The sequence below is a fragment of the Rothia sp. SD9660Na genome, assembly GCF_030064065.1.
Lineage (GTDB): Bacteria > Actinomycetota > Actinomycetes > Actinomycetales > Micrococcaceae > Rothia.
In genome coordinates, this window is the sequence record NZ_CP125946.1 from 919,294 (window position 1) to 933,545 (window position 14,252).

At 62.9% G+C, this 14,252-nt stretch carries 13 protein-coding genes; 11 read left to right on the forward strand and 2 right to left on the reverse strand.

The window, feature by feature from the left end; translation table 11 throughout:
- Positions 1 to 7: 7 nt before the first annotated feature.
- The 5 genes from leuD (at position 8) to QM007_RS04455 (ending at position 5,203) form a co-directional block, all read left to right on the forward strand.
- A complete protein-coding gene (gene leuD, locus QM007_RS04435; protein ID WP_283490729.1) occupies positions 8 to 601 on the forward strand; it encodes a 3-isopropylmalate dehydratase small subunit in 594 nt (197 codons plus the stop codon).
- A gap of 222 nt (positions 602 to 823) precedes the next feature.
- Positions 824 to 2,146 carry a UDP-N-acetylglucosamine 1-carboxyvinyltransferase gene (murA, locus tag QM007_RS04440; protein WP_283490730.1) on the forward strand — a complete coding sequence of 441 codons (1,323 nt, stop codon included), beginning with the start codon at positions 824 to 826 and terminating at the stop codon, positions 2,144 to 2,146.
- Between the two features lies 1 nt (position 2,147).
- Positions 2,148 to 2,921, forward strand: coding sequence for a lysophospholipid acyltransferase family protein (locus QM007_RS04445; RefSeq protein WP_283490731.1), 774 nt, complete (start codon positions 2,148 to 2,150; stop codon positions 2,919 to 2,921).
- Positions 2,922 to 2,943: 22 nt separating this feature from the next.
- On the forward strand, positions 2,944 to 4,035 hold the full coding sequence (locus tag QM007_RS04450) for an NAD(P)H-dependent glycerol-3-phosphate dehydrogenase (RefSeq protein ID WP_283490732.1): 1,092 nt from the start codon (positions 2,944 to 2,946) through the stop codon (positions 4,033 to 4,035).
- A 40-nt stretch (positions 4,036 to 4,075) separates the two neighbouring features.
- Positions 4,076 to 5,203: a D-alanine--D-alanine ligase family protein gene (locus QM007_RS04455; RefSeq protein WP_283490733.1), complete on the forward strand. Its 1,128-nt coding sequence runs from the start codon at positions 4,076 to 4,078 to the stop codon at positions 5,201 to 5,203.
- 96 nt (positions 5,204 to 5,299) lie between these two features.
- On the opposite strand, the gene QM007_RS04460 is transcribed toward QM007_RS04455, so the two are convergent.
- The gene (locus QM007_RS04460) at positions 5,300 to 5,827 is read right to left on the reverse strand and encodes a DUF3515 family protein (protein ID WP_283490734.1); all 528 of its coding nucleotides are present in this window, start codon (positions 5,825 to 5,827) and stop codon (positions 5,300 to 5,302) included.
- Positions 5,828 to 5,976: 149 nt separating this feature from the next.
- Here QM007_RS04460 and QM007_RS04465 point away from each other — a divergent pair, with 149 nt between their 5' ends.
- From QM007_RS04465 to QM007_RS04490, 6 genes are all read left to right on the forward strand, one after another.
- Positions 5,977 to 6,891, forward strand: coding sequence for a hypothetical protein (locus QM007_RS04465; protein ID WP_283490735.1), 915 nt, complete (start codon positions 5,977 to 5,979; stop codon positions 6,889 to 6,891).
- Between the two features lie 7 nt (positions 6,892 to 6,898).
- Positions 6,899 to 7,939, forward strand: coding sequence for a thiamine-phosphate kinase (gene thiL / locus QM007_RS04470; protein ID WP_283490736.1), 1,041 nt, complete (start codon positions 6,899 to 6,901; stop codon positions 7,937 to 7,939).
- The gene (locus QM007_RS04475) at positions 7,920 to 8,891 is read left to right on the forward strand and encodes a DAK2 domain-containing protein (RefSeq protein WP_283490737.1); all 972 of its coding nucleotides are present in this window, start codon (positions 7,920 to 7,922) and stop codon (positions 8,889 to 8,891) included. The genes thiL and QM007_RS04475 overlap by 20 nt, the downstream gene beginning before the upstream one ends.
- Positions 8,891 to 11,455 carry an ATP-dependent DNA helicase RecG gene (locus QM007_RS04480; protein ID WP_283490738.1) on the forward strand — a complete coding sequence of 855 codons (2,565 nt, stop codon included), beginning with the start codon at positions 8,891 to 8,893 and terminating at the stop codon, positions 11,453 to 11,455. Before QM007_RS04475 ends, QM007_RS04480 begins: the two co-directional genes overlap by 1 nt.
- A gap of 209 nt (positions 11,456 to 11,664) precedes the next feature.
- Positions 11,665 to 12,231, forward strand: a complete 567-nt coding sequence (gene rsmD, locus QM007_RS04485; RefSeq protein WP_283490739.1) for a 16S rRNA (guanine(966)-N(2))-methyltransferase RsmD — start codon at positions 11,665 to 11,667, stop codon at positions 12,229 to 12,231.
- Positions 12,232 to 12,322: 91 nt separating this feature from the next.
- Complete coding sequence (locus tag QM007_RS04490) at positions 12,323 to 12,940, forward strand: LURP-one-related/scramblase family protein (RefSeq protein ID WP_283490740.1); 618 nt, start codon at positions 12,323 to 12,325, stop codon at positions 12,938 to 12,940.
- A 6-nt stretch (positions 12,941 to 12,946) separates the two neighbouring features.
- On the opposite strand, the gene QM007_RS04495 is transcribed toward QM007_RS04490, so the two are convergent.
- Positions 12,947 to 14,155 carry an aminotransferase class I/II-fold pyridoxal phosphate-dependent enzyme gene (locus tag QM007_RS04495; RefSeq protein WP_283490998.1) on the reverse strand — a complete coding sequence of 403 codons (1,209 nt, stop codon included), beginning with the start codon at positions 14,153 to 14,155 and terminating at the stop codon, positions 12,947 to 12,949.
- Positions 14,156 to 14,252 lie beyond the last annotated feature (97 nt).

Below are 14,252 nucleotides of genomic sequence, written 5' to 3' on the forward strand. Positions count from 1 at the left end.
ATTTTTGATGGAACCTATTAAGAAGCACACCGGCATCGGGGTGCCCCTGCGCGCCTCCAACGTCGATACCGACCAGATTATCCCCGCTGTCTACCTCAAGCGCGTCACTAAGACCGGCTTTGACGATGCCCTGTTCGCAGGATGGCGCAAGGACGACAACTTCATCCTCAACCAGGAGCCCTACAAGCAGGGGTCTGTGCTGGTCGCAGGCCCAGACTTTGGTACCGGCTCCTCTCGCGAACACGCGGTCTGGGCTCTGAAGGACTACGGTTTCCGCGTGGTGATCTCAGCTCGTTTTGCCGACATCTTCCGCGGTAACTCCGGCAAGCAGGGCCTGGTCGCCGCTCAGGTTGATCAGGACAACATCGAACTCATCTGGAAGCAGCTGGAAACCGAACCCGGTACCGAGGTCACCGTTGACCTGGAAGAAAAGACCGTCACCGTTGGTGCGCTGACCGTGCCCTTCCAGATTGACGACTACGTGCGCTGGCGCCTGATGGAAGGCCTGGACGATATCGGTTTGACCCTACAACACGAGGACGCGATTACCGCCTACGAGGCCAAGCGCCCCGCCTGGCTGCCCCGCACCCAGCAGCTGTAAAACCCAGCCCACAGCTTAACCATAAGGACGCCGTGCCCTGTGCACCGGCGTCCTTGTGGCTTTCTGCCTAGCCCGTCTAGATAAGTAAAGTCTGTGGCATGGCTAAGAACACCGCCTGTACAACAACCAGTGCACCTAAGTGGGGTAAAGTTGGTAAACGAGAATTGACGCGGAAAGTAACGCGCGTCAACACCCCCTAACAGTTTTGACGATTGGACATACATGGTCAGCGCACTGCGTATCGAAGGTGGCACCCCTCTGAAGGGCGAAGTAAACGTCCGCGGTGCTAAAAACCTGGTCCCCAAAGCCATGGTCGCCGCCCTGTTGGGCTCCACCCCCTCGGTGCTTCGCAACGTTCCCGAAATTAAGGACGTGCAGGTTGTTACCGACCTAGTAGAGCTGCACGGTGTGTCGGTGGACTACAACATGCAGGCTGGCGAACTGCGCATGGACCCCTCTAAGGTCTCCGTAGCTAACCACACCGACATCGAGGTGCACGCAGGCGACTCCCGTATTCCGATTCTGCTCTGCGGCCCCCTGCTGCACACTATCGGGGAAGCCTTCATCCCCGACCTGGGTGGTTGCAAGATTGGTGATCGCCCCATCAACTGGCACCTGCGCGTGCTGGAAAAGTTTGGCGCCAAGATTGAGAAGCTACCTACCGGTATCTCCATGAAGGCTCCCGTCGATGGTCTCAAGGGCGCCCAAATTAACCTGGAATACCCCTCCGTCGGCGCCACCGAGCAGGTTCTGCTGGCTGCCTCCCGTGCCAAGGGCAAGACCGAGCTGACCGGCGCTGCCATTGAGCCTGAAATCATGGACCTCATCGCCATCTTGCAGAAGATGGGTGCCATCATCACCGTCGAAACAGACCGCCAAATCATCATCGAAGGCGTCGACGAGCTGACCGGCTTTAATCACGTGGCGATGCCCGACCGTAATGAATCAGCGTCCTGGGCTTCCGCAGCTCTGGCTACTGGCGGTGACATCTTCGTGCGCAACGCCAACCAGAAGGATCTTTCCACCTTCATCAACGTCTACCGTAAGCTGGGCGGTGGCCTGGACATTACCGACGAGGGCATCCGCTTCTTCCACCAGGGCGGCGACCTGAACCCCCTCTTCGTTGAAACCAACGTCCACCCCGGCTTTATGACCGACTGGCAGCAGCCCCTGGTTGTTGCCATGACCCAGGCTAAGGGCGTCTCTGTTGTTCACGAGACCGTGTACGAGAACCGCTTTGGGTTCACCGATGCCTTGGTGCGCATGGGTGCTACCGTGCAGCTTCACAAGGACTGCCTGGGCCCCACCCCCTGCCGCTTCGGCCACCAGAACTTCAACCACTCAGCCATCATCACCGGTAAGACCCCCCTGCGCGGCGCCGACATCAACGTGCCCGACCTGCGCGGTGGCTTCTCCCACGTGATTGCTGCCCTGACTGCTGAAGGCACCTCAAACGTCACCGGCGTTTCGGTCATCTCCCGCGGCTACGAGCACTTCGTTGATAAGCTCACCGCCCTGGGTGCTAACTTCGAGGTCACTGCCTAAGATGAGCAAGAACAGCGCTTCTTTGAGTGATATCAAGCCCACCAAGCTGGGGGACGCGGTCTACACCATAGCCGGTACGCTCTTGCGCCCCCTCTACAACCTGCCCATGAAGGCGCAGATTGAGGGACGGGAGAAGCTACCCAAGACCGGCGGGTTTATCGTGGTCTCAAACCACCTGACCGTGGTAGACCCGATTACAGCAGCCTACCCCCTCTTCCTTGAGGGTGTGCTGCCCCGGTTCTTGGCCAAAGAAGCGCTGTTTAGGGTGCCATTGCTGGGCTGGCTCATGCGCCAGTGCGCCCACATCCCGGTTGCCCGAGGCTCAGCGCGGGCAGGGCAGTCCCTTGAGATTGCCCAGAATGTTCTGGACGCCGGGGGAGCGGTCATTATCTTCCCCGAGGGTACCCTGACCAAGGACCCCGATATGTGGCCTATGACCGGTAAATCGGGGGCAGCCCGCCTGGCCTTGGCCACCGGTGCCCCGGTCTACCCGGTAGCCCACTGGGGCGACCAGGACTTCTGGCCCCGCCGTGGTAAGCCCCGCTTCAGCTGGCCCCGCAAGAAGGTCAAGATTGTGGTGGGCGACCCGGTCGATTTCAGCGACCTGGTTCAGCACCGCGAAGACGGTGCCCACTACACACACGACGAGCTGGCCGCCGTCACCAACCGTATGCTCGACGACGTCACCGCCCTGCTTGAGGGCCTGCGCGGGGAGAAAGCCCCTGCCGGGCGCTGGAATGCCGTGTTGGACGTCCGCCAGTCACCTGACCAGTAATCACTAGGGGAGGCCTGCACCCATGACCGATCTGAAGCACCAGAAAATCGCTGTTCTTGGAGCAGGTAGCTGGGGCACCGCTTTTGCCAAGGTTCTTGCGGATGCCGCTGCCAGCTCAGGTACCGACCGGCAGGTCATGTTGTGGGGGCGTAATCCCACTACGATGGCAGCCATGCAAGAGAGCCGCACCAATGAGGGCTACTTCCCCGGGATCAAGCTCCCAGACAGCATGGTCATGACGGCCGATGCCGCTGAGGCTCTGACCGGGGCCAGCATTGTGGTTCTGGCCATTCCGGCCCAGGTGCTGCGTTCCCAGCTCGAGGTTCTTGCACCCCTGATGGAAGAGGACGCCCTGCTGGTCTCCCTGGCCAAGGGGCTGGAAATGGGTACAGGCTTGCGCATGAGCGAGGTCATGATTGAGGTGCTCCAGGGTCACCTGATTGCCAGCGGCGCTGCCCCCGAAGCGGTTGAGGCTGTTCCGGGGAGGGTCACTGTGCTCTCCGGCCCCAACCTGGCTAAAGAAATTATTGCTGAACAGCCCACCACCAGTGTGGTGGCGGCCCTGAGTCAGGATACCGCCCGGGAGATTGCCGCTGTCTGCGCTGCCGACTACTTCCGCCCCTACACCAACACCGATATCATTGGCGTTGAAATCGGTGGTCTGGTCAAGAACGTGATTGCCCTGTGCGTGGGTATGTGCGAGGGCAAGCAGTACGGTGATAACTCCAAGGCCTCGGTCATGACCCGTGGCTTGGCTGAGACGACCCGCCTCGCTGTGGCCCTCGGAGGTAAGAGCGAGACCATGAGCGGCCTGGCCGGTATGGGCGACCTTATCGCTACCTGTGCCTCACCGCTTTCCCGCAACCACACCGCCGGGCGCCTACTGGCTGAGGGAATCGCCCCTGACCAGCTGCACACCGTCATGACTCAGACTGCTGAGTCCATCAAGTCTGCCCCCGTTGTGGCAGAACTCGCGCGAAAAGTAGGGGTAGAAATGCCCATCACCGAAGCGGTCACCGCTGTGCTCGACCGTAGAATATCAGTTGAAGAATTAGCCCCCGCCCTGCTGGGCCGCTCCCTCAAATCTGAGGAAAGCACCCCGGCAGTCAGCTAGGGCAGACGGGGTTGAGCCCCGCACGAAACCAAAGGACGTTATGACCGAAACCAGCACCAAACCTACCGTCGCCCTGCTGTGCGGTGGGCGCTCGTCCGAGCACTCCATCTCACTGATTACCGCCCGAGGCGTACTCGGGGCTATTGACCATAACAAGTACGATGTGGTCACCATCGGTATTACCAAGGACGGCCGCTGGTACCTGACCGATGAAGCTGCCCTGATTGAGCTAACCGAGGCTACCGCCCTGGCAGAGTTCCCAGCTGCGGGCAAGCAGGTCTTTTTGCCCCTAGGCGGCGGTGATAATCGTCTACGCCTGATTGATTCTGCTGATTCCACCAGTGTTGAGCTGGGCCCGGCTATCGACGTGGTCTTCCCCCTGCTCCACGGCCCCTTCGGTGAGGACGGCACGGTGCAGGGTCTGCTGGAAATGGCAGATTTGAAGTACGTGGGCTGCGGCGTAGCCTCATCTGCTATTGGCATGGATAAGCACTTCATGAAGGTTGCCTTTGAAGCTGCTGGTCTAGAGGTTGGGCCCTACGAGGTTGTGACCCACCGCCAGTGGGTGCTTGACCAGGCTGGTGCCCGCGAGCGCATTGAGAAACTGGGCTACCCGGTCTTCGTTAAGCCTGCCCGGGCGGGTTCGTCCTTCGGTATTACCAAGGTTGATTCAGCGGACCAGCTCGATGCGGCAATTGCTGAGGCCCAGGCCCACGACCCCAAGCTGGTGATTGAGGCCGGTATTGTGGGCCGTGAGATTGAGTGTGCTGTGCTCGATGGGCACCGCTCTGAGCTGCCTCGGGCTTCTTACCCCGGTGAGATTGTGGTGGTTGATGAGCAGCACGGTTTCTATGATTTTGAGGCGAAGTACGTCTCTAAGACCTCTGCTGAGACCCGCTGCCCGGCTGATCTTCCCGCTGAGGTCTCTGATCGCATGCGCCAGCTAGCTGTGGAGGCCTTCCTGGCCGTTGATGGTGAGGGCCTGTGCCGCGCTGACTTCTTCTACACCGAGGACGGCCGCCTGGTGATTAACGAGGTGAACACCATGCCCGGCTTTACCCCGATTTCCATGTATAAGACTATGTGGGAGAACACCGGCCTAGCCTATGGCGAGCTGATTGACGAGCTGATTTCCCTGGCTCTGGAGCGCCCCCTGGGCCTGCGCTAGGAGCACTCGCACTGCGGTAAGCCCCTGCTTCTAGATGTCAACGAAACCCCCGATACCTGAGATGGTATTGGGGGTTTGCTCACGGAGGTTTTTCGTTTAGCTGCCGGTGCCGCTGTCGACACCGGTAAGGGTGTCATCGACATTGGTGCACTGCATCTGCTGGGGTATCTGGGCAACGGCCGACGATACTTCTGCAAGGACGGTGGAGGACGAGACCCGGTCAGCGTCGAAGGTTACCTGCACGGCGGGGTCACGGCCGAAAGTTTCAGCAACCCAGGTGCCGGTGGCAGTTTGCTCGGCTGCCGCGGCGAGTTCTTCGTCGGCGGGCTTGACGATCCAGTCAACGCCGTTGACCGAGACACAGGTGTCTGAGACGGGGGCTGTGCCGAGCTCGACCCCGCACTTGAGGATGACGGCGCTGGGATCGCCCCAGGCGGTGGTGGCCTGGGCGGTGGTTTCGCGCTGGGCCAGGCCGCTCACGGTATCGGGCATAGCAACCAGGGCATAGGCGCAGGTGGGGTTAGCGGCGTCTGGGGCCGGTTCAAGGTTGACGGCACCTGCCCCGCAGCCGGTCAGGCCTAGAGCGGTCAGGACGAGGACGAGGGGTTTGCGCGGTGTTCTCACCTGGCTATTGTATAACTTTCGTTGTGGCAGGACGCCGGTGGTGAAGGGCGCTAGCCGGGGGAGAGCAGATTCGGTAGGGTAGGGGTAGAGTTAGCCGGGGCAGGTAGCTGAACAAGACTGCCTGGATATGAGTGATGGAAGGAGGGGCTATGAAGCAGAAGACCTATTATGCTGCGGGGACGGCTCTTGCCGTGACGGTAGCCCCCCTTGCCTTGCTCGCTGGGCAGGTTCTGACCGGCCCCCAGAGCGCTTTTGCCGCTGACCCGACAGAAAGCCCCGCCCCTACAAGCTCCACACCCACCAGCACACCGTCGGTGGGTGAGAGTCCGAGCGAGAGCCCCAGCCTAGAGGTCACAGTCGCCCCTAGCGCTACTGAATCGCCCAGCCCCGAAACACCAACACCTGAGACTCCCACACCAGAACCCACTAGCGACCCGGTGCCTTCTGCTGACCCTGAGCCGGTTCCTGCCCCCAGCGAGTCGGTCATCGTGGTTCCGGTACCGCCGAGGGAGACGTCCGCCCCGGATGTGACCGGAGGAGCTGCCGGGCTGCCCAGCCTGCCCGCTGCCGACCCCTCGGCCCAGCCGTCCGCCGGTACGGGCCAAAGCGAGGGCAGCGGAGCTACGGTACCGGGTCAGGGTACCTTCGTGCCCTCAACCCTGGGCAACAGCGTCGCTGGGGCCCAGGACCCGACCCGGATGGACGCCGACACCAGCCAGCTGGAAACCTCACCGGTAGATGGAACCGTGCTGGGTATTTTCTCAAGTAGCCAGCAGAGCCCCGGGTACGCGGGGGCACCTGAATGGGTGGAGGGCTTCTTGAACGTATCGGGAGCCCAGGGGAACAGATCCTCATCTGCCGACCCCAATCAGGCTGCCGGTGTTGCCGGGGCAGAGGCCCAGGGGCACCAGGCCGGGGCGGTGACCGGGGGGAGTATCTTCCAGCGCGGTAACACCATTATGAACGGTGCCCGCCCCCTGCTGATTTTTACGGGTATTGCCACAGCAGGCCTGGCCCTGGTGGTCTTTAACTTTGTCTGGCGTAACCGCGCGCCCAGGAACTAGGAGCCCTATGCAGACCGTCGCCCAGGTGAGTGAGGGGCAGCTTCTAGCTCTGTTTATGCCTGTTCTGGCTGAGCACAATGAGCGGGCGGCGGACGTCCGCGCCGAGCTGGGTGCCCCCGGTGCCCTGGTCCTGGGGCCGGGGGACGATTCTGCTGCCCTCGATCTGCGGGGCGGGCTGACCGTCATGAGCACCGACACCCAAACCGAAAACCAGGACTTCCGCCGCAGCTGGCCCTCGGGCTACACAACCGGCGGGTATGAGGTGGGTTGGAAGGCCGCTACCCAGAACCTGGCCGATATCGCAGCTATGGGGGCTACCCCGGTCACCCTGCTGGTGTCCCTTACCCTGACTCCCGAAACCCCCGTGAGCTGGGTGCAGGACTTTGCCCGGGGGATTACCGAATCCTGTACTGACCAGGGGGCTACCACCTGCACCATCGCCGGGGGCGATATGGGCTCCGGCAGCGAAATCTCGGTAACGGTTACCGCTGTGGGCCTGACCGACCGGCCCATTACTCGAAGCGGGGCCCGCCCCGGGGACGCCGTGGTCTTCGCCGGTGCCCTGGGCACCGCAGCGGCCGGCCTAGCCCTGCTCGACTCAGCCCCCTTCACCGCCACCGAAGAGCTGACCGCCTGCGTCCACGCTCAGCAGCGCCCCCGCTCGCCCCTTCACCTGGGGCCTGCCGCCGCACCCTACCTAACCTCACTTATGGATGTCTCAGACGGGCTGGTGCGCGACGGCGGCCGTATCGCAGCGGCCTCCGGTGTGGCCCTCGACCTCGACTCGACCGCTCTAACCCCCTGGGTAGACAGGGCGCGCCCTGCAGCCCTGCTCACCGCAGGTACCCCGAAACAGGCGGACGCCCAAGCCCTGCGCTGGGTGCTGACCGGCGGGGAAGACCACGGCCTACTAGGCACCTGCCCACCTGCACAGATACCGCCCGGATTTACTAGAATTGGTACAGTACAGGCAGGCGACGGGATCACCGTCGACGGCCGCACCTACACCGCGAAAGGATGGGATCACTTTGAAGCAGGTTCCCGCTGACTGGTGGCTGAACTGGCTACTGCGCGCTCGCACCCAGCTGGTGGAGCACCGATCCCTTCTCAACCGCATTAACGTCTTCCCCGTGGCTGATGCCGACACCGGGGCCAACATGGTCGCCACCCTCGGGCGGGCCGCCGACACCGCCGGCATGGCGGACGACCCCACCCTGGCTCTGGCTGCCCGGGCGGCCCTACGAGGGGCCAGGGGAAACTCTGGAACCCTGCTAGCTGTCTGGCTCCTGGGCCTGGCTGAGGAACTGGGGGAGGCCGGGCAGCTGCCGCCCTCCACCGTCCGCCCCCTGACCCCGCAGGCGCTCGCCGCCGCCTGGGAACGAGGGGCCCAGCAGGCGTCCGCTGCCCTCAGCCAGCCATCAGATGGCACCATGCTGACTCTCATGCAGGCTCTTGCCACCTGCCCGCTGCCAGATCCTACCGATGAAGAGGACCCCTGGCAGGTCTACCTCACGACCCTACTGGCCGCCTCAGAGGCTGCCCTGCGAGCTACCACCGAAGCAGACCACGCCCGTAACGGCTGGGTTGATTCCGGAGCCCTGGGCCTGCACCTGGTCTTAGTAGCCCTAGTGACAGAGCTGCTGGGAGCCGCCCCGCAGGCCACCTACCGCGACCTGCTCCAGGTGGGGGCGGCGTCCTTACCGCCCCGAAGCACTCGGCAGCGCTCGGCGGCAGAAGCCCGCGTTGAGGTTATGTGCGAGATGTATCTGCCCGTGCTCGAAGTAACCCAGCTGCGCAGCGCCTTAGAGACGGTCGGGGACTCGGTCTCCATAGCCCAGGTCGAAGCCGGGAACGAGGCCCTGTGGGCTATTCACGTGCACGTCCCCGAGGCCGAGGACGCCCTGACCCTCCTCCGCGCCGCAGGTACCCCGCAGAACGTGCGCGTAACCTCCCTATCTGACCCCGCCCACCAGGAAGCCCACCGGGAGCCCACCCCCTAATGGCTGCCCGCAAACGTAAGACCCCGGAACTGAGCGAGCAGGCAAAGGACGCCCTGGCCCGCTACGCCGCAGAAGACCGCCTCGACAATGCCCCTCTGGCAGACTACCTGGGGGCGACCCTGGCCAAGTCCTTCAAGACCCACCTGGGGCTAGAAACTGTGGGCCAGGCCCTGGACTACTACCCCCGCAAGTACCTACCCCGCGGGGAACTCACCCCCTTCTCCTCCCTGGTTGAAGGTACCGAAGCTACCATCGTCGCCAGGGTGGTGCGGGTGACAACCCGCCAGATGGCATCGCGCCGCGGGTCCATCACAGAAATCACCATCACCGACCAGCTGGATCAGGTTGGCCAGCCCGAGCCCACCTGGCAGCCTCCCAACCCCAACGCCTACCGGGGAGCGGCCCCACCAGCGTCCTACACCCCGGGGTACACCAACCCCCGCCTGCACAGTAGCGCAGGGGGCTACACCGACACCCAGCTACCGGGCACCCCGTCCAGCTACCAGCTAGGAGATGTCTTTGGCGGCTACGCCCCCGAACCCTACTCGCTGACAGCCAGCGGCACCATGACCCTCAGCTTCTTCAACGCCTGGACAGCAGCCCGAGACATCCACGAGGGCGACCAGGTTATGTTCTCGGGCAAGGTGGGCTCCTACCGGGGCGAAATCACCCTGACCAACCCCCACTACGCCGTCATCGCCGGTAAAGAACTGGCCGCCGCCCCCGGTGCTAGCGCCGAAGCGATTGAGCGGGCCGCCGCGCGGGCGTCCACACCCATCCCGGTCTACAAGGCCAGCCCCAAGTTCCCCACCGATAAGGTGGCCGCAGCCATCGAGACCCTGATCGAGCGCATCAACCTCAAAGAGCTTGAAGACCCCGTCCCCTTCACCGTGCGCAAAAGCCGCAAGATCCCCTCCCTGGAGTGGACCTACCGGGCCGTGCACACCCCCGATACAGAAGAGACCTGGCGGGCAGCCCACCACTCCCTGCGCTACCGCGAGGCCTTCGTGCTGCAGGCCGCCCTTGCCCGTATTCGTGCAGCCCGAGCCGCCCACCAGACCGTTGCCCGCCCCTATGTAGAGGGGGGTTTCGCGGACGCCCTGCTGGAAGCCCTGCCCTATCGGCTGACCGAGGGACAGCAGGCGGTGGGAGCAGAAATACGCTCCGACTTAGCCAGCTCTTCCCCTATGAACCGCCTGCTCCAGGGAGATGTGGGCTCAGGCAAAACCGTGGTAGCCCTGCGAGCCATGTTGCAGGTGGCTGATAACGGTGCCCAGTCAGCTATGCTGGCCCCCACCGAGGTGCTGGCTGAACAGCACTACCGGTCGGTCTGCGAGATTCTAGGCGATATGCTGGCCCCGCAGGACAGTTCCGGGAGCGCCGGGGCGGGCGTCCGCGTCGTTCTGCTGACCGCCTCCCTCAAAACCAAGGCCAAACGGGAAGCCCTGCTGGCTATCGCCTCGGGCGAGGCAGACATCGTTATTGGCACTCACGCCCTACTCGGGGATTCGGTGACCTTCGCCGACCTCGGGCTGGTCGTCGTCGATGAGCAGCACCGCTTCGGCGTTGAACAGCGCGATGCCCTGCGCGGGCCCGGCGGGGAGCTGCCCCACCGGCTGGTCATGACCGCCACCCCCATACCCCGTACCGTCGCCATGACCGTCTTTGGTGATCTCGATACCTCGGTACTTGACCAGCTACCGGCCGGCCGCCAAAAAATTACCACCCATGTGGTGCCGCTGGCAGAGCACCCCCGCTGGGCCGACCGCATTTGGGCCCGCGCCCGCGAGGAAATCGACGCCGGGCACCAGGTCTATGTGGTGGTTCCTAAAATCGGTGGGTCTGATGGAAAGTCCGACGCTGAGGCTGGCCAGACCCTCTTCGGGGCAGGCAGGCTGACAGGCCAGAACCTGGGCTCCCAGGCAGCGGCGGGGGAGAGCGCCCGCGGTTCGCTGGCTTCGGTCGAGAGCACCCTGGAGGAACTGGAGGACGTCCCCGCCCTGGCCGGGGTGCGCATCGAGGGGCTCCACGGGCGCATGGATACCGCCGAAAAGAACCGGGTCATGACCGAGTTTTCAGCCGGCCGCATTGACCTACTGGTGTCTACCACCGTGATTGAGGTGGGCGTGAACGTGCCCAACGCAACCCTCATGATTATCATGGACGCCGACCGCTTCGGAATCTCCGGCCTCCACCAGCTGCGCGGACGCATCGGCCGCGGCTCCCTGCCCGGCACCTGCTTGCTGGTCACCAAGCAGCCGGCGGACGGCGTCAGTCGGGAGCGGCTGGCAGCGGTAGCGGCCACCACCGACGGCTTCGAGCTTTCGAGGGTTGACCTGGAACAGCGGCGCGAAGGCGATATTCTCGGAGCTGCCCAGTCTGGTAAGAAGTCTACCCTCAAGCTGCTGCGTGCCCTGACCGATGCCAAGCTTATTGAGCGGGCCCGGCAGGATGCCTTCGGAATTATTGAGGCTGACCCCACTCTGGCCAAACATCCCGACCTGGCCCGCACCATCGACCGGGCCCTTGACGCCGACCGCGAGGCCTTCCTGGGGCGCGGGTAGACTCGGCCAAGGACGTAGGCCCCGCATTTATTCTGGTTTACCCGTAACTAGTTGCGGCCAGAACAGAATAAAAGCGGTCAACCAAGGCCTACCGTTCAGCACTACGTCACCATATACCCTGACATCACATCCACCTTTGTTCCCGCCCCGGCCAGCCGGTACCCTTATAACAGTCCCCACCCCTACCACTACGAGCGGAGCGCAGCCGAATGAGCCGCATCATTGCAGGAGCCGCAGGCGGCCTGCGCCTAGCCAACGTCCCCGGTGATAACACCCGACCCACCACCGACCGGGTCAAAGAAGCCCTCTTTTCCCGCCTGGATACCTACAACATGCTGGACGGCATGCGCGCCCTCGATCTCTTCGGCGGCTCGGGCGCCCTGGGCTGCGAAGCTCTTTCGCGCGGGGCCGCCCACGTAGACTTCGTAGACCACTACCCTAAGGCTGTTGTTGTCATCGAGAAAAACATCGCCGCCGTAGGCAAGACCGCTAGAGGTACTGCCCGCGTGCACAAGATGACGGCCCGCACCTACCTTTCGGCGGGGGCGTCCGCCTGGGATCTGGTCTTTATCGATCCGCCCTACGCCGTGACCAACAGCGAACTCGAAGAACTTCTGGCCCTGCTGGCACCTCGCCTGACCGAGGGAGCAGTGGTGGTCGTTGAACGGGCCTCGCGCACCGACGAACCCGTCTGGCCCGAAGGCCTTGAAAAGTTTGCCGAGAAAAAATACGGGGAAACCGTGCTCTACTACCTGGAACCTGCACTAACCCAGTAGTACATGCAGCGTATGACATAATGTTTCGCTTCTAGCCTCTACCATTGGCCTCAGCCCGCTAGCGGGCAGCGACGGGTGCTAGGGTAGGGCTATGAGCGAGAACACGAACAAACCCGGTTACCAGCCCCAACCCGTCCCTGAAAACAGCCAGCAGGGCTCCTCATCTCTGCTCACCAGTAATACCCTGGTGGTACAGCAAACCCGCAGCTTCATGAGCAATGATTTTGAGATGCAGAGCCAGGACGGGCGCGTGCTTGGCCGGGTGCTGACCACCGGCTCAACCGCAGGTAGACTGCTCAAGGGCAACCGCACTTTTGACCTTGTTGATGACCGGGGTAACCTGCTCATCAAGATTGTTGACCCCTTTGATTTTGGTCTGGACCGTTATGAGCTACAGAACCCTGACGGTTCCGTCTTTGCTCATGTACAAAAGCAGTTCTCTTTCATGCGCAAGCGCCTGACCATCGAACTGCCCGGCCTCACCCTGGAACTCGAAGGTAGCCTCTTTGAGTACGATTTCAACATTACGGTCAATGGTCATGTCGCTGCCCGCGTCGCCCGCGAGTGGGGTGGCCTGGTGGCAGGTCTGCGAGGTAAGAGCCGCTACGGGGTCAATTTCGACCCCAGTGCCCCCGAACCTGTGCGCCTGGCTATTCTGGGTGGTCTGGTGGCCCTCGATTTGATTCGAGCTAAGGACGCCCGCAACTAGCAGAACCTAGCCGCTGTAGGCGCGCAGGTGGGCGGCGGCGTCCTGTAATACTTCCGGGCGCTTACAGAAGGCAAAGCGCACGTAGGTCTCTACCTGCTGCCGATAGCTCTCGGTGGTAAAGGCGGTCAGCGGAATCAGGGCTACCCCGGCCTGCTCGGGAAGACGCTGGCAGAGTTCTTCTGCAGAGGTAAGGCCCTGTTCAGCTAAGACCTGTGCTACATCGGCCACGGCGAAGAAGGTGCCTGCCGGGGGAGTCACAGCCCAGGGGGAGCCCGCTAGGTTCTCCACCAAAATGCGCCGCTGCTGGGCGTACCGGGCCTGCACACCGGTATAGAAGTCATCGCCCAGTCCCACGCCAACAGCCGCAGCTACCTGCAGGGGAGCGGCCGCAGAATGCGTGAAGTAGCCCTTGACCAGGCGAATGGGGAGTATGAGGTCTGCCGGGCCGGTCATCCAGCCCACCCTCCAACCGGTAGCCGAGTGGGTCTTCGAAATCGCTGAAACCGCTACCGTGCGCTCAGCTGCTCCCGGTAGGGTTTGAATGGGCTGGTAAGGGCCGTCAAAAACCAGGTGCTCGTAGACCTGATCGGCTAGAATAACCGCGTTGAATTTGGTCGCCAGCTCCACAATCTTAGTCTTGGCTTCGGCTGAGAATACCGCTCCGGTGGGGTTATGCGGGTCATTGACCACCACTAGGGCGGTGCGGTCAGAGAAAGCTGACTCGAGGGCGTCTAGATCGGGCTCAAAAGTGGGTGGGAGCAGCGGTACAGTGCGGACGCGCGCCCCAGCCAGGGCAGCGGCGGCAGGGTAGAGGTCGTAAAAGGGCTCAAAGAGGATAACCTCGTCCCCGGGCTCTACCAGGGCTGCAATGGTGGCAGCGAGAGCCTCAGAGGCACCTGCTGTTACCGTCACCTGGGTAGCGGGGTCGAGAGAGATTCCGTAGAAACGCTGCTGGTGCTCGGCAATTGCCTGACGTAGGGCCGGGTTACCCGCGATAGTGGCATACTGGTTGACTCCGCTAGCCAGAGCGTCCGCTGCTGCCCGAAGCATATCGGCAGGCCCGTCCGTATCGGGAAAGCCCTGGCCTAGATTGATAGCACCGTAGCGTGACGCCAGAGCAGACATCTCTTCAAAGATGGTGGAGCGCCAGTGGCCGTCCGCCCCCATGAGCCCTGCCGCTAAACCTACCCGCTCAAAGGCCCGCTGCTTTTTCATACCGGTCACAGGTAACCTGCCCCCTCTCTTGACCCGCAGACTTGCTTGACAGCGGGTGTCGGTATCTACTGACCCTAGATTACCGGCCGAGCAAAGG